We start from the raw sequence: 25,460 nt of genomic DNA, 5'->3' as shown, positions 1-25,460 counted from the left end.
GCTATGTCCCTGGTAGCCCACGGCGATGGTGACTGAACAGAGCGATCAGCCTTTTTGCCTCAGCCAGCAGATGGGAAACCAGCCGATGACAGCAGAGGTCGATCGGGTTGGGGTCCATCGTCAATGGGGCGCGTTCAGGTACTGCCGCAATCCAGCCGGCGGCGATGATCTCGGACAAGGAGGTATCGCTTAAACCGGCCCAACGGCGGGTCCAGCCTGGGATCTGTCCGCTGAGCACAGCGGCGCGGGCTGCGGACAGACGGTCGGGATCATTGTCGATGTCTAGCTCGGCGAGCAGCCACCGATCGAGCGCAAGATGGACCTCCTCGATCGCCGCCTCCAGGGGCTCGCCCAGCTGTCCGACCCGCGACCTGAACTCGACCTTCTCATTCACCTGTGCTGCAAGGGCGTCGAGCTCATCACTCGCCTGCACCCCGAGCGCCTCGAGATAGAGGCGCACCCGCATCTCGATCGCCAGTCGATCGGCAGAGACAACCTCTGCTGCTGCCGGTGGCGACTCGAGGATGGCGAGGGAATCGCCTACTCCCTGACCCATCGGAAGCTCCAGGTTTCGCTCAACACATCGTCTCCATGACGCAAGAATGCGCGTAGATCCGCCGGTCTATTGCCGTCTGGCTTGAGCTCGAAGAACAAGCGCCAGCCCTGGATGTGGGGGTTCCATTGCACGACCGGCTTGCTGAGCTCGCCTGTGGTGCTGGTGACTACCCCCTCGACCTGAGTCTCAGGAGCAAGCTGGGCAAGGGTAGGCCCTACGAAATCGACCACGAACTTACGCTGATGCGAGTCGAGGATGTCGGTTCCGGCTGCGCCGATGCGCGTAGCAAGCGTTCGCCCGCCGAGGAGTCCTGCCTCCAGGTCGCGCCCAAAGCGCAGGCGATATTCGAACTTGAGCTCATCCCCGGCTGTAGGCGCACGCTCGGGGATCCAATAGGCCACGATGTTGTCATAGCGCTCGGCGGTGCTGGGGATCTCGACGAGTTCGATCATCCCGCGCCCCCAGTCACCGAGCGGTTCGACAATGGCACTCGGGCGGTTTTGATAATGGGCCTCGAGGTCCTCGTAATGGCCGAAATCGCGGTCGCGCTGGAACAGGCCGAAGGCCCGCGGGTTTTCCGCAACGAAATCACTGACCCTCAGCCCCACCGGATTGACTAGGGGGCGCCAGATCCGCTCACCGGTGCCATTGATGACCAGCAACCCATCCGAGTCATGCACCTCGGGCCGGAAGTCATCAATGAAGCGATCCGTTGTCTCGCCATGGAAGAACATGCTGGTCAGAGGCGCGATCCCGATCTTTTGCACCGGCTTGCGCATGAACACCCGCGCCTTGACATCGATGACGGCCTCCATCCCTGGGCGGATCACAAAGCTATAGGCACCAGTGACGCTCTCGCTATCGAGCAGGGCAAAGACGGTGATGTCTACCGCATCCGGTGTGGGCTTGAAGACCCAGAATTCGCGAAAGACGGGAAACTCCTCGCGGGTCGGCAGGCCGGTGTCGATCGCCAGACCACGCGCCGTGATCCCATAGTTGAGGTCCTTGGCCACAGCCCGGAAATAGCTCGCCCCCAAAAAGACGATCACCTCATCAAAGACCGTGTCGCGGTTGAGCGGATAGTGCAGACGAAAACCGGCAAAACCGAGGTCCTCGGGCATCTCGTCTGGCACCTGGTTCTTGCCATAGTCGAAGAGGTCATGGCGGAAGAGAATGGGATGCGTGGCTCCATCCTCGACGATATTGATCGTCACCCGATCAAGGTGCAGAAAGCCGCGGGGGAAGAGGTGCATCTGAAACGGTAACCCCTCGGTCTTCCAGATGCTTTGGTCACGGTTGAAACGGATATCGCGATAATGGTCGTAGTCGAGATTGGAGAGATAGTCCGGCAAGGGCGGACGGTCGGGCTGATAAGGGGCAGCTGCCAGCTCTTGGGCGCGGCGCACCACTGCAGCAAAGGTGAAAGTCCCAGGTGCCCCCTCGCTGGGCACGGGCTCAACCACACCCGTCTCCTTTGCCCAAAGCGGCGCACCAGAAACCAAACAGACCCCAAGCGAAAGGACTCCAAACAAACGAGCGAGTGTCATAGTGTTCTCAAAGGATGATGATTGGACGAGATGCAGGCTGGCTTAGAAATAGGTAAACCTTTAAATCCACAAGGAAAAAACTGAAGGAGCAGCAGTTAGGGATCCAAGGGCTGCCAAAGTAGGTTAATTCTAGCCTGAATCGCCCCCAAACGACATCTCGCCCCCCTGCAAGGCAGACGGGGCAGCGCAAACGCCGGTCGTTGTAGGCTCACTCGATAAGATAGATCTCCACCCGCCGATTCTTGGCCCGGCCTTCAGCGGTGGCATTGGCGGCAAGCGGTCGGCTCGGACCCAGGCCCTGGGCGCTGAGGCGCTCAGGGTCGATGCCGCGGGCGATGAGTGCGGCTCGCACCGCCTCAGCACGCCCTTGGGAGAGCGTCTGGTTGAGACTGGGGTTGCCTGAGCTGTCGGTGTGTCCCTCGATACGCGCCTTCAACTCGGGATAGGTCTTGAGCAGTTCAGCCAAGCAGTCAAGATTGGGCAGTTCCCCTGCCGGTAGCTCGGTGCGTCCAGGTGCGAAACGCAGTTCCGATTCGGCGAACCGTACCAATAGACCCTGTTCGGTAAAGGTGGCTTGGAGTCGGGCAAGATCGGCGATCAGGGTGCGCAGGCGCTTGAGTGCGCCAGCAGCATCGCCTGCTGCCTGCGCCTGTTGCCCCTTGACCGCCAGTTCGGCCTCAAGCGCGGACAGGCGGGCGCGGGCTTCCCCAAGCTCAGTATTCAAGGTCTCGATGCGGGCTTGCGCCTCAGCAAGTGCCTGGAGATCAGACGGGGCCCTGGCCTGCGTCTCCTTCTCCTGCAATGTGGACTCAAGCTCGGTCAAACGGGCGCGCGTCGTCTCCAGCGCTTGTTGCAGGTCCGTCTGTTCTTGTAACGACTGAGCATGCAGCGCCTCGAGCTCGCGGATACGGGATTCGGCGGCGGCCAGCGCCTCGGCTTGATCGGGCGCGGCACGCACTATCTCCAGTTCGGCCTGCAATTGGGCGATCCGCTGTTCGCGCTCGGCCAGAGTCTCTTGCATGGATGTCTGCGCCTTCTGCAGTTCGGCATGGGCCTGCTGCACGGCGGCGAGCTCGGATTCAAGGTGGGCGATCCGCTCGAGTTTAGCGCGCTCCTGTACATCCCGAGACTCAGACTGTTGGTTCTGAAGCGCGAGTGCCGCCCGCTCCTGCTCCAAGGCGTTTTGGGTTTCTTCGAACTGGCTGCGCAATGCCAGATATTCCTGATGGAGCTGGGCAAGCTCGGCGCGGGCCGATTCAAGCTCGGCGGCGAGCGCCTGGGACTCAGCGGTCTGCGCGGCAGGGGTACTGGTCAGTCCGAGCTGCTGGAGGGTGCGTAATAACTCGGCATCCTCAGGGATGGTGCGCGCCAGGCTGATCCGTTCATTGAGATGACGCTCGAGCTCGGCGATCCGTTTACGGTGGCCCTCAGCGGTCTCGGCGACTAACTGGGTAACCCGCCTCAAATCCGCCTGGAGCTGCTCGACCCGCTGGTGGGCAGCGGTCAGTTCGGCTTGCAGCCGGTCGCGTTCGGCGATAGCCTCAGCAGTCTTGCGCCGCTCCTCAGCGAGTGCCTTGGTATGGGCGGCCTTGATCCCTTCGAGATCCTGACCCAGCCCCATCCTGGCCTCTTCGAGCAGCCGAATCTGATCATTGAGGCTCTGGCGTTCGGCTTGAAACTCGGCCCGAAGCTGATCAATCTCGGCGCGGCTGGCCTGGAGCGCCTCTTCAGCCGCCAGGCGCTTGGCCTCGGCCTCCTTGATCCGACTGCTTTGTTGGACGAGCAAGGCATCCTTTTCCGCGATCTGGGCCTGAAGCCGATTGTCATACCAGCTATACAAGGCATAGATGCCGATCAGCGACAGCAACAGCGCTAGCGCAATCAGTTTCCAAAAGGGACTACTCGATGACACAGGAGTGGGTTCAGGCATCTGGACCTCCGGATGAGGCTGTTTTGATAGCGCGCAGGGTGGCTATAGTGCACCCGGTATCTCTCAGTTGCCATGCGGCAAGACCAGGCGCCAGGTCTGCTGGGCGATCTCAAGCTCCTCGTCAGTGGGAATCACCAAGACGACAATCGGAGATGCCTGCGCACTGATGCAGCGTTCCTCTTTGGAGGGCAGGGCATTGAGCGAGCCATCGAGCACTATCCCCAAATGCCCGAGATCGGCACAGGCGCAGGCGCGAACCCTTGCCGCATTCTCACCGATCCCGCCGGTAAAAACGATAGCATCGACCCGGCCAAGTTCAGCCAGATAGGCACCGACATATTTCTTGAGACGTTGACAGGTCACGGCTAGCGCCAGCTCAGCGCGGTCATCGCCTGTCTCGACGCGTTCGAGGATCTCGCGCATGTCGTTGGCGCCGCAGAGTCCCAAGAGACCGCTTTGCCGGTTGAGGAGCTGGTCGATGGCCTCGATGTCCAGACCCAGATGCCGCACCAAATGGATGATGACGCCGGGGTCCACATCTCCGCCGCGGGTGCCCATGACCAGCCCTTCCAGGGGGGTGAGGCCCATTGAGGTATCGACGCACCGCCCGGCGCGGATGGCGGCGGCGCTTGCACCATTACCTAGATGCAAGGTGATCAGGTTGCACCGCTCCAGCGGTTTGCCGAGCAGCCCGGCAGCACGCCGGGCGACATATTGATGGGATGTGCCATGAAATCCATAACGCCGGATAGCATGCTGGGTATAGAGCCATTCGGGGATGGCATAGCGGAAGGATTCAGGCGGCATGGTCTGATGGAAAGCGGTATCAAAGACCGCCACCTGAGGCACGCTGGGGAAGGCGGCGCGGGCAGCGGCGATACCTGCCAAATGCCCGGGATTATGCAAGGGTGCGAGCGGTACGCAAGATTCGATGGCAGCGATCACCCGCTCATCGATCAAGGCAGGGGCGCTGAAATGGTCTCCTCCATGAACGACACGATGCCCGATGGCTGCGATCTCTGCGACCTCAGCGAGCAGTCCCTGGGCGCGCAGGGCGTAGATCAAACGGCCGAGCCCTTCCTGATGGCTGGGTATGGGTTCGTCAGCCTGAATGGTGCGGGCAAGACCAACGGCATCGGTCCAGTTGAAGCGAAACTCGCCTTGAGGCTCGCCGATCCGCCCCACAATCCCGCCGGCTAGGACCAACCAATCCTCGACCCGAAAGAGCCGATATTTGATCGATGAGCTCCCTGAATTAAGGACCAGTATCTTCATACTCGCCCCCTCAACGGCATCCACCGCCCTCGGCCTGGGACTGAATGGCGGTGATGGCCACGGTATTGACGATGTCGGTTACGGTGCAGCCGCGGCTTAGGTCATTGACCGGTTTGTTGAGCCCCTGAAGCACCGGGCCGATGGCCACGGCGCCGGCACTGCGCTGGACGGCCTTATAGGTGTTGTTGCCGGTGTTGAGATCGGGAAAGATCAGGACGTTCGCATGTCCCGCGACCTCGCTGCCAGGCAGCTTGGTGCGCCCGACCTCGATATCGACTGCTGCATCATATTGGATTGGCCCCTCAACCTTGAGATCTGGCCGGCATTCACGTACCAGACGGGTCGCCTCGCGGACCCGATCGACATCCTCGCCCTTGCCCGAGTCACCGCTCGAATAAGACAGCATGGCGATCCGCGGTTCGATCCCGAACACAGCCGCGGTCTCGGCGGAGGTGATGGCGATATTCGCCAGTTCTTCCGCAGTGGGATTGGGATTGACCGCGCAGTCGCCATACACTAGCACCCGATCAGGCAGACACATGAAAAAGACGCTCGAGACCAGCTGCACCCCGGGCTTGGTCTTGATGATCTCGAAGGCTGGGCGGATGGTGTGCTGGGTGGTATGCACCGCTCCTGAGACCATGCCGTCGGCGTCGCCGCAGGCAACCATCAGGGTTCCGAAATAGCTGACGTCCTGGACGACGTCATAGGCCATCTGCTCCGAGATCCCTTTATGTTTGCGCCTTTCGTAATAGATCTGGGCGTAGCGTTCCCGCTCGGTAGAGGTCACTGGGTCGATGATCGGCAGATGTGCGAGCTGCAGACCAAGCTCAGCGATCCGCCGCTGGATACGGTCTGGGTTACCGAGTAGGATGAGGTCCGCGACCTCACGCAAGGAGAGGATCTCGGCGGCGCGCAGGATGCGTTCTTCGTCGCCTTCGGGAAGCACGATCCGCTTGCGACAAGACTTGGCGCGGCGGATGAGCTCATATTCGAACATCAAAGGGGTGATGCGCTCGGAATGATGGACGGCAATCTGGCAGCGCAGCTCGTCCAGATCGATATATCTCTCAAAGAGACCCAAGGCGGCGGCGATCTTGCGCGCATCGCCGGGCAGCAGGCTGGCCTCGATGCCGCTGAGGTTCATCGCGGTGGTGAAGGTATCGGTCGGTACCATGAGGATGGCCACCTTGCGCCGGCGCAGGCCCTCGATCAGGGTGCGAACCGGCGGCGCTGGCTCGATCCCGCCGGTGAGCAATAACCCAGCGACGCGCGGAAAATTGGCCGAGACATCCGCGGCCAGACTCGCGAGGATGATGTCGGACCGGTCGCCAGGGGTGATGATCAGACACCCATTCTCGATATAGCCCAGAAAGTCCGGCACCTCCATGGCCGCGATCTTGTAATTGGTCACGAGCTGGTCCAAGGCATCCTGCTCGCCATAGAGACAGGTGGCGCCCAAGGCCTGGCAGATCTCACCGACGGTCGGCATGGCAAGCTCCGGCTGCTCAGGCAGGACATAGACGGTCTCGGTCTCGGAGAAGAGGTCATCGACACGGTTGCGCACCGCCTCCAAATCCTGGGGGGCCACACCGTTGACGATACTCGCCAAAAAATCGGCCCCGCGGCTGCGCATCAGCTCATGGGCTATATAGAGCGCATCGGCGGCCTCCTGCGGTGTGCGTTTAAAGCCCTTGACGACCGCGACTAGATTGCATCCGAAGTGGTTGGCAAGATCGACGTTGAACCCAAACTCGAGCGCAGGAACCAGACCGTTGTAATCGGTACCGGCGCAGACCACGAGATCGCACTGCTCCTCCAGCATCTTGAACCGTTCCAGGATACGCTTGAGCAGTTCGTCATAATGACCGCAGCCGATGAGTTGGCGCGCCGTTTCGACGGTGCAGCCATAGAGCATCTCGGTAGGAAAGGACAGCGCATAACGGCTGCGGATCAAGGCAGTGAGGTTATCGAGTTCATCCCCTTGTGGGGCAAGTGGGCGGAAAAACCCGATCTTCCGCCCTGCTGCCGAGAGCAATTCCGTGAATCCGAGCACAACGACCGATTTGCCGCTGCCAGCGCCGGCACCGGCAATATAGATGCTTTGCATGTTTCTACCCTGCCCTGATTATGACCGGTGGTGAAAGGCGCTGCCCTGTCGATTTTAGCCAACAGTCAGCGACGGGATGATGACGGCTTCCCCGAAAGATCGCCGCCAGCCCCTGTGCGATGGCGCACGACCATCGGGAGCTGGCGCATGATATGGAGCTGGAACCTGTTTAGCCTGTTCAAGGGTGCTGCCTTAGCGCGCCAGTGTTCCAGGCGGATGATCCCGCTTGTAGGCGTGCGAGCATCTTGTCCAGCTGCCCAAATTCGCCGACCGAGGTCACGCGCACCAACTCGCGTCCTTTTTTATCGAAAAAAACGATGGCAGGCGCATACTCGATCCCGAGTTCGGCGGCCCAGGCGCGGGCGCGCAGACGCCGACCATCAGGTGCGATGAGCGGGGAATCGGCGCGCAGATCGAGCTGAACAGTATCGAGCTGGGCAAAACGCCGTTGGAGATCCGGGCGGTTGCGGATCTCGCTGTGTAATAGATCACATGGATGACAATCCCCGCGCTCGAAGAATACGGCCAGCGGACGCTCCGCCGGCTGCCGCCGGTCGAAGATATAGGGCGGGGGGCTAAAGAACGGCTCGGGGTTGAGATCAGTCTCATCGAAGACCAACCGATCATCCCCGCGCGCTAGATATGTTGCGAACGGCTCACGCTGGTAAAACCCTTCGCTGACATAGTCGAGCGCTGCGCGAAACTGATAGGGTGGATAATAACCGCGCAACCTCAGCACGGTTCGCCCATAGGTATCGAAAAACAGCAGGGACGGTGTGAAATCGCTCTGTTCGCGCTCAGCCCACAGGCGTGTGCTCAACACCTCGCCCGCTGGTGTTCTGACCAGGGTCTCGGACTGGATATCGAGTGAGACCCAGATGAAATAGCTCCGGATCAAGGCCGCAATGTCCGGATCGGCCAGGTTGACGCTGTGGAAACGCTCGCAATAGGCGCAATCCGTTTGACCGAAATAGACCGCCAATCCCCGTTTGCCAGTGGCGGCAGCGGCACTCAGCTCGGCGCCAAGATCGATCAGCTCCCTGCCGGAGGCGGCAGGGGTCGAGAGGGAGGCAGGCGCGGGCATGGGGAGCAGGACACATAGCGCCAACCAGATAAATACCCCCCAGCTGGTGCGCTGTAAGCCGCATGGCTGGCCCAGGTCGGACATCACCCCCTCTCCTCTGCCAAGAGGCGCTGGGTGAGAAACAAGGCGGCGATGGCGCGCGCCTCATCGAAATCCTCGCGCTGCAATAAGGCACCGAGCTCGGACAGGCACCAGGGGACGACCTCGATCGGTTCGGGCTCATCCCCCGGCAGTCGGCTAGGATAGAGGTCCTGGGCGAGGACGATCAGACTGCGATGCTGGATATAGCCGGGGACGAGCGATAGGCGAGCAATGATGCGCAATCGCCCCGCCCCATAGCCGATCTCCTCTTGCAGCTCGCGATTGGCCGCAGCCAGCGGTTCCTCATCCGGCTCGACCACGCCCTTGGGAAATCCTAGCTCATAACGTTCGCTGCCGGCGCCATATTCACGGATCAGCAACAGTGTATCCGGATCGAGCAACGGCACGATCAAGACCGAGTCGCGTCCCCCGGGTATCCGCTCATAGCGGCGGCGGGCACCATTGGCGAACTCGAGCTCGACCTCCTCGACGCGAAACAGACGGCTGCGCGCCACCAGGTGCCGTGCGAGGATCTTGGGCGGCTGGCGCATCTAACAGAGCACCTAACTGATCGGTTCGGGTGTTTGCCTGGGGGCGGATTCTGATCGTGCTGAACCCGATTCTACGCCCGGCCTGCGTCGGCGCCGGCGCCTTTTGCTGGCACGTGTCTCGGATGAGATGCTCGCTGCTGCGCTATCCGTTGGAGGTGCCGAGGTCAGGGGTGGGCTAGTCAAGGCCGAAGGCTCAAGCTGGCCGCGGGTGCGGCGAATACGCCGGATGAGCGGCATATCCGGAATCTCGATCTCAGGTCCGATGCGCTCAGGCCATTCATCGACGAGCTGGTCAAAGAAGTGCTCATCCAGGGTACGGAAACGCCATTGGACCACGGGTCGTCTACTTGCGGTCTCGGAATTGGGCGCCACCTGCGGGGTTACAGTCGCCTCCTCTGCACCCACGGTAGGCGAATCTTCGGCTGTCGCTGGTGAGACTATGGCCTGCACTGGTGGTTCTTTCCTTATCTTACGCTCACGGCGGCCCTGTAGTCGCTCGGTCGCTTCGCTGTGCTCGGGACGGCGGCGGCTATGTGGATCGATTGGGACCAGCAATGCCGGATCGAGCGGGGCAATCGGGATCTTAGAGCCGATATACTGCTCGATGTCGGGCAGGCAAAAGGCGTAGGTTTCACAGACGAAGCTCACCGCATCTCCGCTTGCCCCGGCACGGGCGGTGCGCCCGATGCGGTGCACATAGTCCTCGAGGTCCTCAGGCAGATCGTAATTGACCACATGGGTGACATCTGGGATATGCAGCCCGCGCGCTGCGACATCTGTCGCCACTAGGACCGGCACCCGCCCCTGGGTGAACTCGCGGAGAAGACGCAGGCGCTTGGGCTGCGGTACATCGCCTGAGAGTACCGCCGCCTCGATGCCATTACCCTGGAGATGGCCCCAAACACGGTCGGCCTCGCGCTTGGTATTGACAAAGACGATCACCCGGCCCTCAGGCCAGCTCCGGATCAACCCAATCAAAAGCGGGATCTTTTCATCATTCGCGGTCAGATAACAGACCTGGCGCACATTCTCAGCCGTTACCTGCTCAGCCTCGATCTTGATCAAACGGGGCTGGTTCATGTGCTCATAGGCGAGCTCAGTGACCCGATAGGACAGGGTGGCTGAAAACAGCATCCCCAGCCGCTGCTCGGGCGGCGGCATTTGGCGGAAGAGATAGCGGATATCCTTGATGAACCCTAGGTCGAACATCCGGTCGGCCTCATCTAAGACCACTACCTCGATACCTTTGAGGTCAAAGACCTGCTGTTTGTAATAATCGATCAATCGCCCCGGGGTGCCGATCAGGATATCGACGCCAGCGGCGAGCGCTTCGCGCTGTTGCTGATAACCCGTCCCGCCGAAAACCACCGTTGAGCGTAGCCCCGTGCGCCCGGCTAAGAGTTGGGTGTCCTTGTGGATCTGCACCGCCAGCTCGCGGGTCGGCGCCATCACCAAGGCGCGCGGGCGGCAGCGCTCCGTATCGGCCAGGGCCCGCGGGCGGCTGAGCAGATGCTGCATCAAGGCGACGAGAAAGGCCGCGGTCTTACCGGTGCCGGTTTGGGCCTGCCCAGCCACGTCCTGACCGGCGAAGGCCAGCGGCAAGATCTCGGCCTGGATCGGCGTACAATACACGAAACCGGCATCATTGAGTCCTGCGAGGATGCGCGCATCCAGGGCGAAGGTATCGAAGCGAATCGAGGTCAGATGGGTGGCAGCAGTCATGAGGCTGTACAAAATCCGTTGAGATGCCTGAGTCAGGGCGCGCACAAGTCTTGCAAATCGCCCGCGCTTTGGATCAAATAGCATCCAAGCTTTACGGGCTAATATCAACGCCCAGGTGCCTTTTGCCCCGCCCCGCATGTTGATGACAAACGCAGTCCTGTCCGCACATGCTTTGCATCCATCCAGCTAGCCAATACCGCTCAATGGTCAACCTGAAGGGAGATGAGTTCAGTGAGCGATCGCATCATCCATGTGACCGATGACACCTTTGAGCAAGAGGTCCTGCAATCCCCCCAGCCAGTACTGGTCGATTATTGGGCCGAATGGTGTGGTCCCTGTCGAATGATCGCCCCGCTGCTCGATGAGATCGCCGATGAATATGCCGGGCGCATCAAGATCGCCAAACTGAATATCGACGAAAACCCCAATACCCCGCCGCGTTATGGCATCCGCGGGATCCCTACCCTGATGCTCTTTCGTAACGGTGAGGTCGAGGCCACCAAGGTCGGCGCGGTCTCCAAGTCGCAATTGACAGCCTTTATCGATAGCAATCTCTAAAATCCCTATAGGGTATATGGCGGGGCCGCGGCACGGTCCTGTCACGATCCTGCATACAGTGCCCCTCCCAGTGGGACGAGCGCGCTGTCCATCCAAGCCAGTACCCGGCGCCATCCTACGGGTGACGCGCCCCCCTTTGAATTCACCGATCCCTAAACTAGAACCGTGATGAACCTGACCGAACTCAAGAAGATGCCGGTGCATGAACTGGTTACACTGGCGCAATCCATGGAGATCGAAGGCGTTGGCCGCTCGCGCAAACAAGACCTGATCTTTGCCATCCTCAAGGCCCAGGCCAGAAAGGGCGAGGATATCTATGGCGATGGCGTTCTCGAGATCCTCACTGATGGCTTTGGATTCCTCCGCTCGGCGGATGCCTCCTATCTCGCCGGACCGGATGACATCTATGTCTCACCAAGCCAGATCAGGCGTTTTGCGCTGCGCACCGGCGATACCATTTCGGGGAAGATCCGCCCACCCAAGGACGGAGAGCGCTATTTTGCGCTGCTGAAGGTCAATGACATCAACTATGACCGCCCTGAAAACGCTAAGAACAAGATCCTCTTTGAAAACTTCACCCCCCTCTTCGCTCAGGAACGGTTAAAGCTCGAGATCGGCAACGGCAGCACCGAGGACATCACCGCCCGCACGATCGACCTCATCGCACCCATCGGCAAGGGGCAGCGCGGGCTGATCGTCTCGCCGCCCAAGGCCGGCAAGACCATGATGTTGCAAAACATCGCCCAGTCGATCGCCCACAATCACCCTGAATGCTATCTGATCGTGCTCCTGATCGACGAACGCCCCGAAGAGGTGACCGAGATGGCGCGCTCGGTGCGCGGCGAGGTCATCTCCTCGACCTTCGACGAGCCCGCCACCCGGCATATTCAGGTCGCCGAGATGGTGATCGAAAAGGCCAAACGCCTGGTTGAACACCGGCGCGATGTGGTCATCCTGCTTGACTCGATCACCCGTCTGGCGCGGGCCTATAACACGGTCGTGCCTTCCTCGGGCAAGGTCCTCACCGGTGGTCTCGACGCCAATGCTCTCCAGCGCCCCAAGCGGTTTTTCGGGACGGCGCGCAATGTCGAAGAGGGAGGTTCACTCACCATTATCGCCACTGCCCTGATCGATACCGGTTCGCGGATGGACGATGTGATCTATGAGGAGTTCAAGGGCACGGGCAATATGGAGCTCCATCTCGACCGGCGCATCGCCGAAAAACGTATCTTCCCCGCCATCAACATCAACCGTTCGGGGACCCGCCGCGAAGAGCTCCTCATGGACCCCAATGAGCTGCAAAAGGTCTGGATCTTGCGCAAGATCTTGCACCCCATGGACGAACTCGCAGCCATGGAGTTCTTGCACGACAAGCTCAAGGCGACCAAGACCAACGAGGAATTCTTCAATTCCATGAAGGGCTAAGGAGAGACTGATCCATTCGCGGCGACAACGCGCCTCATCTGCATTCGGCTGATGTTTCTGAAGTCTGTTCCGGCCTTCGCCAGAATGACGGCACAGGAACAACGCTCAGCGGTTTGATTCCATCTTTCTCTAAAACAAGCGGATCAGGCTAGGTGCTGATCCCTCAGCGATACATATGCGGTTGCGTCCGGACTCCTTGGCTTCGAGGAGTTTGCAGTCGGCACGATGGACAAATTCATCGAGCGGCTCGCCATTGTATTGGGCTACCCCGCCGCTGATGGTGACCTTAAGCCCATGCACCGACCATTCGATCGAATCGATCTCCGAACGCAGGCGCTCGGCTACCTCGATGGCCCCCTCCAGGTCCGTATGCGGTAGGATCACCAAGAACTCTTCGCCCCCGTGCCGTCCGGCGATATCGACCTCGCGGATGGTCGAGCGCAAGATGCCGCTGATCCAGACCAGCACCTCATCACCCAAATTGTGTCCGAAGCTGTCGTTGATCTGCTTGAAGTAATCGAGATCGAATAGGATGATCGAGAGCGGATGAGCATAGCGATTGGCGAACTCGATCTCCTGTTCAAGACGCTGATAGAGATAGCGCCGGTTATAAAGCCCGGTCAGAGGATCGGTGATCGAGGCAAGATGGAGCTCATCCTGGACCGCCTTGAGCGCGCTGATATCAGCGAGCCCGATGATTCGACTGGGCACCCCGGAGAAACTCACTGGGATCGCCGAGACCATCACCCAGCGCCTGCCTGCATCGAGCTGCACCTCGCGCATTTCCCCCAGCTGGGCGGGGAGTGACTGCGCTAGATCCTCCCAGATCGGGCTGGAGAAGCAGCCATCTGGGCTCTCATGCAGCGCGAGATAACGCTGGGCTGCCACATTAGCCCAGCAAAGCCTCTTATCTTCATTGACCTGAAGCATCATCGGGAAGGGCGCAGCTTCAAAGACGGCGCGCAGGTTCTCCTCCCCTTGATGCAGCCACTGCAACAGCCTGCGGATCTGTAGCGAGATCAGAGTCATCACCCCGCCGATCAACATCGCGACCACGATCAGGGTTATTGCCAATTGGTTGGCGAACTGCTCGATGACCCGGCGATCAAAATAGAAAATCAGCCTGCCGAGCCCCTCAGACGCCGCATTGACTTGAAGCAGGTGTCGGTGTTGAACCGGGAGTTCGATCAAAAAGGATGGCTCTGAGCCCCCAGTGCCGAGATCCAATGTCAATCCTCTAAAGGGCCCTGCGCTCAGGGAGAGAGAAATGCGATGGATCATCGGTCTGCCGGCCGGTGGTCCGGTGAGTTCCAAGATGGACTGAAAAAAGGCCGTCAATTGCGTACGCAGCACAGCTTCTTCATCTGCTTCATCGATCAGGAGCTCGATCTTCTGAGCCCAGGACTGGGCAAGCGCCGCAGCGCACCCCTCGGACTCAGCGAGGAGCCGCGGCTTAAAGATGACAAACCAGTGCAGGATGACCGTGAGCAACAGGATTAAACCGAGTACCCCGAAGATCCGATAGAGATGTTGCTCGACCCGCGGGGTCAACCGATGGACGATACGATCCAGTTGTTGTTCTTTTGCTTTCATGGCCTCACCCACCCCTCCCTGAAATCTTGTCCACATCATTTTTTCTACTGATTGCTCCAGGTTGCGTATCCTGACCTAGAATCTGGCGATTACAGGATACGTCGAGGCTATGCAATACCGCTACTGCGCTACTGAATGCGGATTTCAACCTGTGCCGACTCGCCTCGCCCATCGACCACGTTTAGGGTGACATAGCCCGGACCCTCTGGCAACCAATGTGCCTCTCGGGCAAAGGCGGTGTGGGCAACCGGTCTCCCATCAGCAAACCAGACGAAGGGTGGAGTACCACCGCGCACCTTGAGGATCAGGTCCATCGGCTGCGGGGTGCTGAAGCCGAGCTCAATCTGCGCCCCTGCCGGCGGATAGGCGATCTGCAGGGGCTCGGCGGGACCTAGGCATCCTAGCCGCAAACCTCCTGTCTGCTCTTGCAGGCAAAACGCCTGCGTGCCGCGCTCTACCGAGCGAGGACCAGCGGGGATGTGCTGGAGATGCGACGGGAGGTCGGCGAGCCTTGGTGCTGACCCAGGGGATGGCGGCTGGGGAAGTGGGATGCGGGGCCTGAGCTGATCGAAGACGGCAAAGAGGATGGGGGCGGCGGCATCGATACCGGTCAGCCCGGGTACCGCCGCACCATCAGGCCGCCCGACCCAGACGCCTGCAACCCAACGCCCGTCATAACCAATCGCCCAGGCGTCGCGCTGCCCATAAGAGGTCCCCGTCTTGAAGGCGAGCTCACCGGTGCGCGCGCGATCGGGCGCAGGGACATCGGCGAGGATCGAGGTCACCAGTCGAGCGGCGCGCTCGGTGAGTACGATTTGGACCGGTTTTGAGCTCGATCTCGGCTGATCTAAGAGCTCGCGCAGCTCGACCGCCGTCCCGCCACGGGCGATCGCCGCATAGAGCTGGACCAGATTGCACAGCCGCAGGCCTGCACCGCCCAGACCGATCGCCAGATTCGGCGCCGCAGCCTTGGGCAGGACCAGCGTGACCCCTGCGCGGCGCAGACGCCCGAGCAGACGGGCAGGACCCAGCACATCGAGCAAGCGGATCGCAGGGATATTGAGCGATGACTGGAGGGCCGTGCGCACCGAGACCGTGCCCTGAAAGCTGCGATCGAAGTTATTTGGCGCATAGCCGGCAAAACCTGTCGGCCGGTCCTCGATCAGGCTCTCGGGCTGGGCAATCTCCTCCTCGAAGGCCAGGCCATAGATCAGGGGCTTGAGGGTTGAGCCCGGCGAGCGGACGGCGCGGGTCATATCTAGATACCCCCAGCGGTCGGTGGCAAATGGATCGGGCGAGCCGACCGCGGCCCAGACCTCGCCCGTTCGATGATCGGCGACCAGGATGGCAACCGAGAGCCGCTCGCCGAGGAGCTGGGCGCGCCGCGCGGCCAGGCGTTCGAGCCCTGCCTGTAACCGCGCATCCAGGGTCGCAGCGAGCGCCTTTCTTTCGGGATTGGCAGCCTGGATCCGCCAGGCCAGATGCGCGGCCAGACGCAGCAAGGCGCGACGACTCTCGGGCACCTGGGCCTTGAGCGCCTCGGCGAGCTCTAGAGCATCGATGTACCCCAGATCATGAAGTCGCCTAAGGATGCGATCGCGCGCCTGTTTGAGGGCAGCTGGATCGCGATCGGGACGGCGGCGTTCAGGGGCCTGGGGCAAAGCGATCAGCAGCGCCGCCTCAGCCGGCGTCAGGCGCCTGGGTTCATGACCGAGCCAGGCCAGGGTAGCGGCGCGGATCCCTTCCAGGTTTCCGCCATAAGGGGCCAAGATGAGATAGAGCCGAAGAATCTCGTCTTTGGTGAGCCGGCGTTCGAGGGCAAGCGCCAGGCGGATCTGACGCAGTTTACCCAAAAGACTGCGGGTCGGGCGCTGATCCAGCAGACGTGCCACCTGCATCGTCAGGGTCGAACCGCCCGAGACGATGCGCCCCTGGGAGGCCCATTGCCAGGCGGCACGCAGCAGAGCCCAGCCATCGACCCCCGAATGGGCGCTAAACCGCCGGTCCTCGATCGCCTTGAGCCACTCCAGATAACGCGGATCGACCTGGGCAAGCTCCACAGACAGCCGCCAACGCCCATCGACGAGCGCCCCGACATAGAGCAACCTTGCTGAGCGGTCGAATATCTCAATCGAGCTGGAGAGCCTGAAGTCGGGAAGCGGCGCGGCGGCGATCCAGCGGTCAAGGCCGAACCAGGCTGCACCCAGCAGGGCGCAGGCGATGAGCGATCCCCATAGGGCGTTAGAGCACCAGCGTCTCACCGGCATCATGCCCGGTTGCGGAATATCCCCTGGGTGCGCGGTACACAGGCTAGCCGGCATCCTGTTGATCCTGTTGGCAAAACAGCGCATCCAAGAACCCCCAGATCTGCGCCTCGATCCCTGGCCGCTGGCTGGCGCGCGGTCCGGCGAGATTGAGTACCCGGATCTCATGGGCGGTAAGCCAGGCGCGCGCAGGCTCAACCCACCGCCCTGCCTCTTCTAAAGGCACGACCAGACAGGACCGACCCAGGCGCTCGGCACAATAGAGGGTGAACAATGAGCCGCCTGCAAGGTCACCGCGGTTGAGGATCAGGGTGCCGTCGCTGTCGCGGACATTGCGCCAGGTTCGCTCTTCATAGGCTGCCGACTCGGTCTCGGTCAGGAGATACCTGGGGTCGATCGGTCCATCCTCAGCCAGGCGCCCTTTAGGGCACCAACCGCCGTGGGGGATGCCGCGCGCGATCGCCCAATCCAGGGCGGCGCGATCGACGCCGGTCTGGCCGCCGGAGATGATTCGGCGCGGTCTGATCATCGCAGCTCAATTTGCCGGCGGGAGGCCGGCGCTCACCTATTCGCCGATCTCCACCCGTCCGCTCTCGCTCCAGGCGCGCAGGCGGGGGCGATACATATCCTCAACTGTCGCCGCCGGATGGATGAAGGCCCCAGGCGAGACGGCGCGCACCCAATAGGCGAGATGGAACAGAGCCGGATCCTCAGCTGCGCGATCCAGGGCGGCGATGAAGCGGTTGCTGCGAAACTCGGCATGTCTGACCTCTTGCTCTACCTCGAGCCAGGCCAGACCGCCGATGTCGGCCGAACCGACGAGATGCGGGTTTTCGATCTCAAACCCCGCGGGTAGCGGGTCATCGATCAGCAGGCGCGCCGCGCGCGGGTGGTCGGCGCTCACCGTAATCACAGCGACCAGGCGCTGGCTCTGGGTGATGCGTTCGGGTCGCACCCGCCGCCCCTCGGCGTCGTAATAGGCGCGCTCGATCCGATAGCCATTGCCGCCTGCAGGCAAAGGCCGAGCAGGGATACCGCTGGTGGTGAGGATCACCGTCAGTGGCCGGTCGCTGCGGTTGACGAGCACCAGGGGTTTGGAGGCTAGCTCAGCAGCGGTCAGACGCCGATAGAAAGACCCCGGATACATCCGCCCTTCGATCTCCAGGGCGGCCAAAGGGCCTGAGCGCATCAGGGCATGGGCGGCCAGGAGTAACCAGGCCTGCTCCTGGGTGCTGGTATGGGTCTCACTGATCCAGAGCGCCTGCAGGCGCTGGGCGAGCGGATCGAGATCCACGGCCGCGCCCTTGGACTCGGCGGCCAAGGTCAGGAGCGCTGCGCCATCCCGCAGGATCGAGCCATAGTCGGCGCGATAGCCGCCCCCCTCGCGGGCGGTGGTGAGGCGCTTGAGCGCAGCGCGAAAGAGCCGATCCGCCCGCTCGCGATCCCCTTGCAGGTCCAGGGCCGCGGCCAACTGGGCCAGGGCCAAGGGGGTATCCAGGGTCTCGACCTTGTTGTCGGCGAGATAACGCAGGTCGCCGATCGCCACCCGCCCGTTGCGCGCAAGCACATACAGGGCATAGGCGATGCCCGCGCGGCCCTCGCTCAGGTCCGAGTCCAGGCTGACGCCGTTCTGGAGGGCATCGAGCGCCATCTGGAACTGGGTCTCGGGCACCGGCTGGCCGCGTTCGCGCGCCCGGGTTAGAAAATCGGCGACATAGGCCGTCAGCCACAGGTCATTGCCGTCCTCCTGGCCCCAGAGCCCAAAGCCGCCCTCGCTCGATTGTTTGGAGAGGAGGGCATCGATCGCCGCGCGCACCCGCTCACTGGCCTTGCCCTCGCCGACGAGACCTGCGGATTCAGCGACCTGATCGAGATAAAGGAGCGGCAGGGCGCGGCTGGTCAGTTGCTCGGCACAGCCATAGGGGTAGCGGTTGAGGGCCGCTAAGAGCCCGGCGACATCCAGGCGCGCCGTCGGACCTGCCGAGACTAGGAGCGCCCCTGTTGCCGGCAGATAATCGGCAAGACGCACTGCATCGAGCCTAAGCTCGGCCCCGGGCGCAAGGCTTAGGGTCTCGGTGCGTCCGACGCGCGGTTGATTGGTGCGAACAGGAAGCCTCAGGGTCTTGCGCAGGGATCCACCTGTGGGGGGGTTGAGTTCGATCCTCAGGCGCGCATCCCCCTCCGAGTCGGCGATGAGCGGGATGTTCAATTCTCTGCGCGCGCCAGGCTCCAGGCTCAGGTCAAGTCGCTGCGACTCGGCGGGGATCTGGACCTGCGGCCCCTCGACAGAGGTCACGAGCGTGACAGGACCGGCCAGGTCCTCCACGGGGTCCAGGCTCAGGAGCAGACGCGAACGGTCGCCCGGGGCCAAGAAGCGCGGCAGACTGGGCATAATGACGATGGGATCGCGGACCACCAGGTCCTTGACCGCATGACCCAGGACCTCGGCGCCCCAGACCATGACCATCACCCTGACCGTCCCATTGAACTCGGGAAGCGCAAGCTCGATGCGCCCCCGCCCCTGGGTATCGAGGCGGATCACCCCGGAGTGATAGGCCAAGAGCTCCTCGGTCGGCGGTGGGCCCTCGATCTGCAGGCCCTGACGGTCACCACCGGTGCGCACCCGCCCAGGCTCGCCCAGCATCCGGTCGATGAGCCGGCTGTAGAGGTCGCGGATCTCCAGCCCCAGCCGCCGCTGGGCGAAATACCAGTCATCCGGCGCCGGGGGCTGAAAGCGCGTGAGATTGAGGATGCCCAGATCCACGGCTGAGACCGTTGCATACAGGGGCTCGCTGGGCCGGGCATTGGCAACCGCGATCGGGATCTCGATACTCTGGCGCGGGCGGATGGGTGCCTTGAGCGCCGGCGTCTCAGGGATGCTGACCGCCAGGCGCCGCTGGCCCGGATCGACCGTCGCCCATTGCAGGCCTAGGGCGCGGGCGGGCATGCGTCGCGCCCCCAGGTCCATCGGGCGATAGAGGGCGGCGGTGATATAGGCACCCGGCCCCCAGTCCGCGGTGACCGGCAGCTCGATCGTCGCCTCCCCTTCGCCTACCTCGAGGGCGCGCATGGCGATCAGCCGATCGTCGATGACCATGATCAGGGCGATACCGGGAAAACGCGCATGGAGATGCACCCGCGCCCGTTCACCGACCCGATAGACCGGTTTATCGAGCCTGACCTGTAACAGGTCCGGCGTGTCCTGGGTCTTGGGCCTAACCGACCAACCGGCATCGAACTCGAGGTCCACTGGCAGTGCCGAGCCGTCCGGCATCTCGAGCCTTAGGCGATAGCTGCCCCAATCAACCCGCGACTCGATGCGCGCCGACCCATCCGCGGCGAGATCGATGCTGCCCGAGGCCACACGCTCGCTGGTGGTCACGGGCTCGAACTCCCAACTGCCGTCGCGGTGATACCACTGGAAGTTGGTGCGTAGGCGCTCGAGCGTCCAGCGCGCGCCCGCCAGTCCAAGCGGCTGACCCTCGGGATCGATGGCGATGGCGGTAAAGACCGCCGTGCCGCCCTCATCCACCCGGTCACCGAACAGGGGTTTGACCCCTAACCGCGGCCTTGCGGCGCGCACGGGCACACTCAGCCGTCGCTCGACCGGGCGCCCGCCCTCCTCTACCACCCGCAGCCGCACCTCGGCCTCGAGCGGCCTACTGGTCGGCGGCAGCCCCGGCAGATCGAGCATGACCAAGGCCCGCCCCTGGGTATCAGTCTGGGATGCGGTCAGGGGGGCGGAAAAGGGGGCGAGCTCTTCGCTCATGAGACCAAATCGATAGCCGGGCAGATCGGCAAGCCCTGGTGCCGGCCTGACCTCGACCTTGCCCTCGATCGCCAGCCCGCTCGCCGGCGCCCCATATAAGAACCTCGCCTCGAGGTTCACCGCAGGCGGTGCCTTCGGGTCGATGGCCTTGACCGACGCACTGAGGGTCAGATCGAGGCGCTCGGGCAGAAAGTCCTCGACCAGGAAGGGAAGTTCGGCAAGGGCCGGCCCCTGGGGGTCGGCATGGACCGCGACGCGCCAGGTGCCGCGCTGGGCGGTCGAGGGGAGCTGAACGGATGCGCCATAGCCGCCCTCACCCTGGTCCTGAAGCAGGCTGCGCATCCACTCGACCCCATCGGGGCGTTCGATAATCAAGGTCAGCGGCAGGTCCTTGACCGCACGCGCCTGGGCATCGCGGGCGAGCGCCGTCAGATAGAGGGTCTCGCCTGGGCGATAAGCCCCGCGCTCGCTCGTGAGATAGACATCCAGCGCCTTAGGCGGGGCGAGCCCCTCGACCCCGCGGTCGCTGAGATCAAAAGGCGGTTGCTTGAGGTCGAGGAATCCATAATCTCCGTGCGACTCGGCGACCAAGAAAGCCGGTTCATTGCCCCCTTTCCCGCGCAGCAGGCCAGGCGGCAGCCGAACATAGCCCTGATCATCGGTGCGCGCCGTCCCCAGGATCTCGTTATTGACCGCGATCAGGCGAAGCTCGACCCCAACCAGGGGCTTGGCGGTCGAAAGTGCGCGCACTAGGACGTGCAGCCCGTCGGTACCGCTGAGTGCGGTCAGCCCTAGATCCGAGACCAGGAACCATTGGGTGGCAAGTTGCTCCCTCTCATCTGGAGCATTGTGCGGGCGCACCGTCAGGACATAGACCCCGGGCTTGAGATCCTTGACCAGCTCGCCGACGGGAATGGCGGTGGTGACCTCGCGGTTGAGCTCCGAGCGAACCGCGATCGCCCCCTCCCACACCCGCCCGCCGAGCTCCTCGCGGATCTGCTCCAGGTTCCAGTCCCCGAGCACCTGATGGAGTAGACCTTGAGCGCGCGCCTGGGTCAGCCCACGGTCGCCGATGCGGTCGACCTCGGCATCCAGGCGCTCGGTATTGACCGTCACCACCGGGATCGCCGCCTCGTCCCCCTTGGGCAGGACATAGCCGCGGCCGACAAACCGCGCCTGAGGCGAGCGATCGCGTACATAGACCTCAAGTTCAGCGCCCTTATGGAGTGTCTCGCCGTCGGCGGTGGGCAGGCCGGGGCGCACCTGGACGCGATAACGATCGCCGTGTTGCACCCCATCGATACAGATCCGCTGCGCCTCGGGCTCGATCGCTAGATCCGTGCGTCCGACCACGCGCACGAAGTCCGAGAGATAGGGGTGATGCAGGTCCAGGGGATAGCTGAACTCGAGACAGATGCGCGGGTTGGCCGCATCGGCATCGACCTGATGCTCGGTCAGGCGAAAGCCATGCTCGGCGACCTGCTGCTCCAGAAGGGTGTGCAGATCAGGGTCATCGACCAGGGCGAGCGCAGTGCGATTGGCGCGGATCGCTGCCCGCCACTCATCGCGCGCGGCAAAGGTCTGTGCGATCCATCTGAGGGCCTCGGCCCGCTCTTCGTCCCGCGCGCTCAGGCCGTAGGCATTGAGCGCAGCGGCGCTCGCCTGGCGGCGCAGGCGGTTGCGTTGATCCCAGTCGCCGGTCTGGGCGGAAGCCAGCGAGACCTCGGCCAGTCCAAGCCATAGGGCGCGATCATTGGGCGCCAGGGCGGTCGCCTGCTCGAGCAGGTCCCTGGCCTCGTCCAGGCGCTTTGCGGCAAAGGCCGCACGCGCCTGCTCGACCAAGGCCTTGAGACCTGACTGGGGGCGGAGCATCGCGTTCAGTTTGGCAGCCAGACGCTGCGCGGCATCGCGCTCGCGCGCCGGCAGGAAGTCTAGGTCGGCAAACCTGGTCTCGGCTGAAACCACAGGCGCTGCCTGCCCCTCCTCCACGACCTCACCCGAGACCGCATTGGCAAAGGGCCGGGTCTCCCCTCGGCTCGCCTTGAGAAAACACCAGCCGACATTGGTGTTGAAGGTAAAGGCCCGATAGCGGCTGTCGCCCAGGCAGGCGGATTCACAGTCTTCCAGGGTCACCCCCTTGAGGGTGGCATAATCCTCGCCGAAATAATCGACCCCCGACAGCCGCTCGATCCGGCGGGCGGCCTCCGCCGGCAGGATGAGGGTGCTCGTCAGTAACCAGGTGCCGATGAGCAGAAACCCGGCCATATGCAAGGGTTGGCAGGCGGATAGCAGGCGCACGGCGGTCAGCTCGGGTGGGGGAAGGTGAGTTAAACTCTAGACCTTCGCGCGGACTCAGGCAATTTCAGGGACGCACGATGAGCCTTGGGGTTTGATGCGTCTGACCCTTAACACGCAGTTTCAGTAAGGGTTAATATCCAGGTGCTCGACCGGTCCAGCGGTCTGGCATGTAGTCTAGACAGCCCAATCAACCCGCAACCCAAATCTTTCAGGAGGGTTATCGCGATGTCTGCAAAATCACAAGGCTCATTGCTCTCCGCTCTATTTCCCTTGATGGTGCTCTATGCCGGTACAGTAGCGCTCTTTGTCCTGACCCGCGAGGGCGCGACGGGGATCGCCCTATACTGGGGCTATTTTGTCCCCGTGATCGGCGTGATCTCCTTGATCACCGCCTGGGGCAATGCCTATGCGCGCGGCGACTCCCGCCTGTTCTATCTCATCAAACAGGTCATCATCTGGGGCGCCTTCATCTGGGTCCTGGACCTGCTCCACAAGATGGGCGTTGATTCGGCGCTCGGCGGGCAAAAGGCAGCGGTGACCCTGATCATGATGACCGCCATGGTCGCCTTTTTGGTTGGCCTTTATCTGGATGCCAAGATGGTCTTCTATGGCGCCTTCCTCGGCTTTTGCGGCTATCTGCTGGCCGATCCCAAGCATTCGGCCATCCTGGTCAAGATCGGCGCGCCCTTCAAGGTGGTTGATCCGGCCAACAAGCCCGTGACCATGGTCAGCCTGGTTGCGGTCATCGCCTTCCTGATCGCCGCCTTCCTCCTCTTAAGCACCCGCGGTTCGGTCGCTGCCCGTCGTGGTTCCTGAAACCCAGGATTGACCCTGCGACACAGGGAGGTGTCGCGCCTTTCAAACCTTTCCTTAACCCATCAGCGCCCCCGTCACCAGCGGCAGACTGAGCGCCCAGTCGATCCCCCGTCCCCAAACCAGATAGGCAATCAGTCCGACCAAACAGGGCACTGACTCAGCAACTGAGGTGATGGCCACTGCCTGACGCGCCGGCACGCCCGAGACCACCTGACCAGAGTTGACATCCTCCCCGGCCTGAGGCCGGAAATTCCTACTGCGCTTAGGCGCAGCATTGAGCCACGCCTAAGTCGCTCCGGTGGGTTCCTGCTTCCGGCCGCCAGCGCGGCTCGATCCACAGGCCATCCGGGCTGACATGCTCATCACACATCCCGACAGAAGCGTCTGCCGTGTCCCGCCCTTAGCACATTGATCGCGCCGACCACATCGGCGTTTTCCTTAAAGCCGCATTCCACGCACTCGAACCGATCTTGCGTCTGGCGGTTGTCCGCCGACACATGGCCGCAGCACGGGCAGGTGCGGCTTGTGTTCTGCGGCGGCACGGCAATGAGCCAGCCACCCCGCCATGCCAGCTTGTAGTCCAGTTGCCGGCGAAACTCAAACCAGCCCTGGTCGAGAATGGACTTGTTTAGGCCAGACTTGCCCCGAACGTTTCTGCCCGGCTGTGCGATTGTCCCAGCCGCCGACTTGGTCATGTTCCCTACCTGCAAGTCCTCGATACACACCATCGCGTGGTTTTTGCTGATCGCGGTCGAGGTCTTATGTAGGAAGTCGCGGCGGGCATTACGGATGCGGGAATGAATGCGCTGGACTCTGGCTTTCGCCTTCTTCCAGTTGTTGCTGAATTTCACCTTGCGGGAGAGCGCCTGTTGCGCCTTGCGCAAGCGCGTCTCATGCCGCTTGAAACTATTGAGCGGGGCGTAGACCGTCCCGTCGCTCAAGGTGGCGAAGCGGACAATGCCCATGTCGATGCCAACTGCGCCACCCTGCGGGATGGGCCGCTCTACCTCGCGCTCGGTCTGGATACTCACGAACCACTTGCCGCCGGACTGGCTCACGGTGACGTTCTTCACCACGCCAAGCACCTCACGGCTGTTGCGATACCTCAGCCAGCCAAGTTTCGGCAGGAAGATACGGCTGTTGGCCTGGTCGAGTTTGATTTTTTCCGAATCGGAGTAACGGAAACTGTCGGATTGCCCTTTCTTCTTGAAGCGCGGCGCGTCCGCGCGCTTGGCGAAAAAGTTGGCGTAGGCCTGGTCCAGATCCTTGAGAGACTGCTGCAAGGGATGAACCGGGACATCAGCCAGCCACGCCGTCTCCGTGCTGTTGCGCCACTCGGTAAGTAGCTTGCTCAGTCCAAAATAGCCAAGCTTCTTTTCGCCGGTCGCATACCGCTCCTGTTGCAACGCCAGCGCCCGGTTGTAGACGAAGCGGCACGACCCCGCGAAGCGGCGCAGGTCGCGCGCCTGATCGCCGTTGGGCTTCAACTCAAATTTGAAGGCTTGAAGCCGTTGCATAGCTCAATCAGTCTCTTGGTCGATGACCATCGCCGCAATGTGTTCAACGGCGATGCCATCGCACAACCGCGAACGATCTTCACCAACGTCTGCACGGATTTTGAAGCACAACTGATCAAGATGGACGGCGAGGACGATCATGTCCACCTGTTGGTAGAGTACCCGCCCAAGGTTGCCGTCTCCAGCCTCGTGAATAGCCTCAAAGGCGCATCCAGCCGCCTGCTGCGCCAAGAGCGGCCCGATCTCCAACGGCGCTACTGGAAGGGCGTGCTGTGGTCGCCGTCCTACTTCGCCTCAAGTTGTGGCGGCGCACCAATTTCCATCGTGCGCCAATATATCGAACAGCAGCAGAAACCACACTGAA

General features: G+C 62.3%; 18 protein-coding genes. 4 read left to right on the top strand and 14 right to left on the bottom strand.

The window, feature by feature from the left end; translation table 11 throughout:
- Position 1 precedes the first annotated feature (1 nt).
- The 8 genes from GWK36_RS06490 to GWK36_RS06455 form a co-directional block, all read right to left on the bottom strand.
- Positions 2 to 556, bottom strand: a complete 555-nt coding sequence (locus GWK36_RS06490; protein ID WP_166270448.1) for a hypothetical protein — start codon at positions 554 to 556, stop codon at positions 2 to 4.
- A complete protein-coding gene (locus GWK36_RS06485; RefSeq protein ID WP_246237746.1) occupies positions 541 to 2,019 on the bottom strand; it encodes an OpgD/OpgG family glucan biosynthesis protein in 1,479 nt (492 codons plus the stop codon). Before GWK36_RS06485 ends, GWK36_RS06490 begins: the two co-directional genes overlap by 16 nt.
- Positions 2,020 to 2,311: 292 nt before the next feature.
- Positions 2,312 to 4,033, bottom strand: coding sequence for an OmpA family protein (locus tag GWK36_RS06480; protein ID WP_166270446.1), 1,722 nt, complete (start codon positions 4,031 to 4,033; stop codon positions 2,312 to 2,314).
- Between the two features lie 63 nt (positions 4,034 to 4,096).
- A complete protein-coding gene (locus GWK36_RS06475; protein WP_166270445.1) occupies positions 4,097 to 5,308 on the bottom strand; it encodes an acetate/propionate family kinase in 1,212 nt (403 codons plus the stop codon).
- A 10-nt stretch (positions 5,309 to 5,318) separates the two neighbouring features.
- Positions 5,319 to 7,418, bottom strand: coding sequence for a phosphate acetyltransferase (gene pta, locus GWK36_RS06470; protein WP_166270444.1), 2,100 nt, complete (start codon positions 7,416 to 7,418; stop codon positions 5,319 to 5,321).
- A gap of 178 nt (positions 7,419 to 7,596) precedes the next feature.
- The gene (locus GWK36_RS06465; protein ID WP_246237745.1) at positions 7,597 to 8,586 is read right to left on the bottom strand and encodes a thioredoxin family protein; all 990 of its coding nucleotides are present in this window, start codon (positions 8,584 to 8,586) and stop codon (positions 7,597 to 7,599) included.
- Positions 8,586 to 9,134, bottom strand: a complete 549-nt coding sequence (nudE, locus tag GWK36_RS06460; protein ID WP_166270443.1) for an ADP compounds hydrolase NudE — start codon at positions 9,132 to 9,134, stop codon at positions 8,586 to 8,588. Before nudE ends, GWK36_RS06465 begins: the two co-directional genes overlap by 1 nt.
- A gap of 12 nt (positions 9,135 to 9,146) precedes the next feature.
- On the bottom strand, positions 9,147 to 10,856 hold the full coding sequence (locus GWK36_RS06455; protein ID WP_166270442.1) for a DEAD/DEAH box helicase: 1,710 nt from the start codon (positions 10,854 to 10,856) through the stop codon (positions 9,147 to 9,149).
- Between the two features lie 231 nt (positions 10,857 to 11,087).
- On the opposite strand from GWK36_RS06455, the gene trxA reads away from it, so the two are divergent.
- Both trxA and rho read left to right on the top strand, forming a co-directional pair.
- Positions 11,088 to 11,414 (top strand): thioredoxin TrxA, encoded by a 327-nt coding sequence (gene trxA / locus GWK36_RS06450; RefSeq protein WP_166270441.1) that lies wholly within the window; start codon positions 11,088 to 11,090, stop codon positions 11,412 to 11,414.
- 168 nt (positions 11,415 to 11,582) lie between these two features.
- Positions 11,583 to 12,839, top strand: coding sequence for a transcription termination factor Rho (rho, locus tag GWK36_RS06445; RefSeq protein WP_166270440.1), 1,257 nt, complete (start codon positions 11,583 to 11,585; stop codon positions 12,837 to 12,839).
- Between the two features lie 129 nt (positions 12,840 to 12,968).
- On the opposite strand, the gene GWK36_RS06440 is transcribed toward rho, so the two are convergent.
- The 4 genes from GWK36_RS06440 to GWK36_RS06425 form a co-directional block, all read right to left on the bottom strand.
- On the bottom strand, positions 12,969 to 14,432 hold the full coding sequence (locus GWK36_RS06440; protein WP_166270439.1) for a GGDEF domain-containing protein: 1,464 nt from the start codon (positions 14,430 to 14,432) through the stop codon (positions 12,969 to 12,971).
- Between the two features lie 128 nt (positions 14,433 to 14,560).
- Positions 14,561 to 16,753 (bottom strand): penicillin-binding protein 1C, encoded by a 2,193-nt coding sequence (gene pbpC / locus GWK36_RS06435; protein WP_246237743.1) that lies wholly within the window; start codon positions 16,751 to 16,753, stop codon positions 14,561 to 14,563.
- Entirely contained in the window at positions 16,743 to 17,225 is a 483-nt protein-coding gene (locus GWK36_RS06430; protein ID WP_210756879.1) for a putative molybdenum carrier protein, read from the bottom strand. Before GWK36_RS06430 ends, pbpC begins: the two co-directional genes overlap by 11 nt.
- A gap of 36 nt (positions 17,226 to 17,261) precedes the next feature.
- Complete coding sequence (locus tag GWK36_RS06425; RefSeq protein WP_166272507.1) at positions 17,262 to 22,730, bottom strand: alpha-2-macroglobulin family protein; 5,469 nt, start codon at positions 22,728 to 22,730, stop codon at positions 17,262 to 17,264.
- Between the two features lie 258 nt (positions 22,731 to 22,988).
- On the opposite strand from GWK36_RS06425, the gene GWK36_RS06420 reads away from it, so the two are divergent.
- Positions 22,989 to 23,579, top strand: a complete 591-nt coding sequence (locus tag GWK36_RS06420) for a hypothetical protein (protein ID WP_166270438.1) — start codon at positions 22,989 to 22,991, stop codon at positions 23,577 to 23,579.
- 54 nt (positions 23,580 to 23,633) lie between these two features.
- On the opposite strand, the gene GWK36_RS06415 is transcribed toward GWK36_RS06420, so the two are convergent.
- A complete protein-coding gene (locus GWK36_RS06415; protein ID WP_210756878.1) occupies positions 23,634 to 23,777 on the bottom strand; it encodes a hypothetical protein in 144 nt (47 codons plus the stop codon).
- A 164-nt stretch (positions 23,778 to 23,941) separates the two neighbouring features.
- Entirely contained in the window at positions 23,942 to 25,096 is a 1,155-nt protein-coding gene (locus GWK36_RS06410; RefSeq protein WP_166270437.1) for an RNA-guided endonuclease InsQ/TnpB family protein, read from the bottom strand.
- On the opposite strand from GWK36_RS06410, the gene tnpA reads away from it, so the two are divergent.
- Positions 25,082 to 25,459, top strand: coding sequence for an IS200/IS605 family transposase (gene tnpA, locus GWK36_RS06405; RefSeq protein WP_246237739.1), 378 nt, complete (start codon positions 25,082 to 25,084; stop codon positions 25,457 to 25,459). The genes GWK36_RS06410 and tnpA overlap by 15 nt on opposite strands.
- Position 25,460 lies beyond the last annotated feature (1 nt).

The sequence above is a fragment of the Caldichromatium japonicum genome (assembly GCF_011290485.1).
Taxonomy (GTDB): Bacteria; Pseudomonadota; Gammaproteobacteria; order Chromatiales; family Chromatiaceae; genus Thermochromatium; species Thermochromatium japonicum.
Note: the sequence above shows the minus strand (reverse complement) of the source record. Positions and strands in the feature narration are given on the sequence as shown.

What these genes read in the sequence shown, in the direction of transcription:
- GWK36_RS06430 (WP_210756879.1), bottom strand. Translation starts at nt 17,225, where the DNA reads ATGATCAGACCGCGCCGAATCATCTCCGGCGGCCAGACCGGCGTCGAT.
- GWK36_RS06475 (WP_166270445.1), bottom strand. Translation starts at nt 5,308, where the DNA reads ATGAAGATACTGGTCCTTAATTCAGGGAGCTCATCGATCAAATATCGG.
- GWK36_RS06480 (WP_166270446.1), bottom strand. Translation starts at nt 4,033, where the DNA reads ATGCCTGAACCCACTCCTGTGTCATCGAGTAGTCCCTTTTGGAAACTG.
- GWK36_RS06465 (WP_246237745.1), bottom strand. Translation starts at nt 8,586, where the DNA reads ATGTCCGACCTGGGCCAGCCATGCGGCTTACAGCGCACCAGCTGGGGG.
- rho (WP_166270440.1), top strand. Translation starts at nt 11,583, where the DNA reads ATGAACCTGACCGAACTCAAGAAGATGCCGGTGCATGAACTGGTTACA.
- nudE (WP_166270443.1), bottom strand. Translation starts at nt 9,134, where the DNA reads ATGCGCCAGCCGCCCAAGATCCTCGCACGGCACCTGGTGGCGCGCAGC.
- pta (WP_166270444.1), bottom strand. Translation starts at nt 7,418, where the DNA reads ATGCAAAGCATCTATATTGCCGGTGCCGGCGCTGGCAGCGGCAAATCG.
- GWK36_RS06420 (WP_166270438.1), top strand. Translation starts at nt 22,989, where the DNA reads ATGTCTGCAAAATCACAAGGCTCATTGCTCTCCGCTCTATTTCCCTTG.
- GWK36_RS06440 (WP_166270439.1), bottom strand. Translation starts at nt 14,432, where the DNA reads ATGAAAGCAAAAGAACAACAACTGGATCGTATCGTCCATCGGTTGACC.
- GWK36_RS06455 (WP_166270442.1), bottom strand. Translation starts at nt 10,856, where the DNA reads ATGACTGCTGCCACCCATCTGACCTCGATTCGCTTCGATACCTTCGCC.
- GWK36_RS06490 (WP_166270448.1), bottom strand. Translation starts at nt 556, where the DNA reads ATGGGTCAGGGAGTAGGCGATTCCCTCGCCATCCTCGAGTCGCCACCG.
- GWK36_RS06425 (WP_166272507.1), bottom strand. Translation starts at nt 22,730, where the DNA reads ATGGCCGGGTTTCTGCTCATCGGCACCTGGTTACTGACGAGCACCCTC.
- pbpC (WP_246237743.1), bottom strand. Translation starts at nt 16,753, where the DNA reads ATGCCGGCTAGCCTGTGTACCGCGCACCCAGGGGATATTCCGCAACCG.
- GWK36_RS06410 (WP_166270437.1), bottom strand. Translation starts at nt 25,096, where the DNA reads ATGCAACGGCTTCAAGCCTTCAAATTTGAGTTGAAGCCCAACGGCGAT.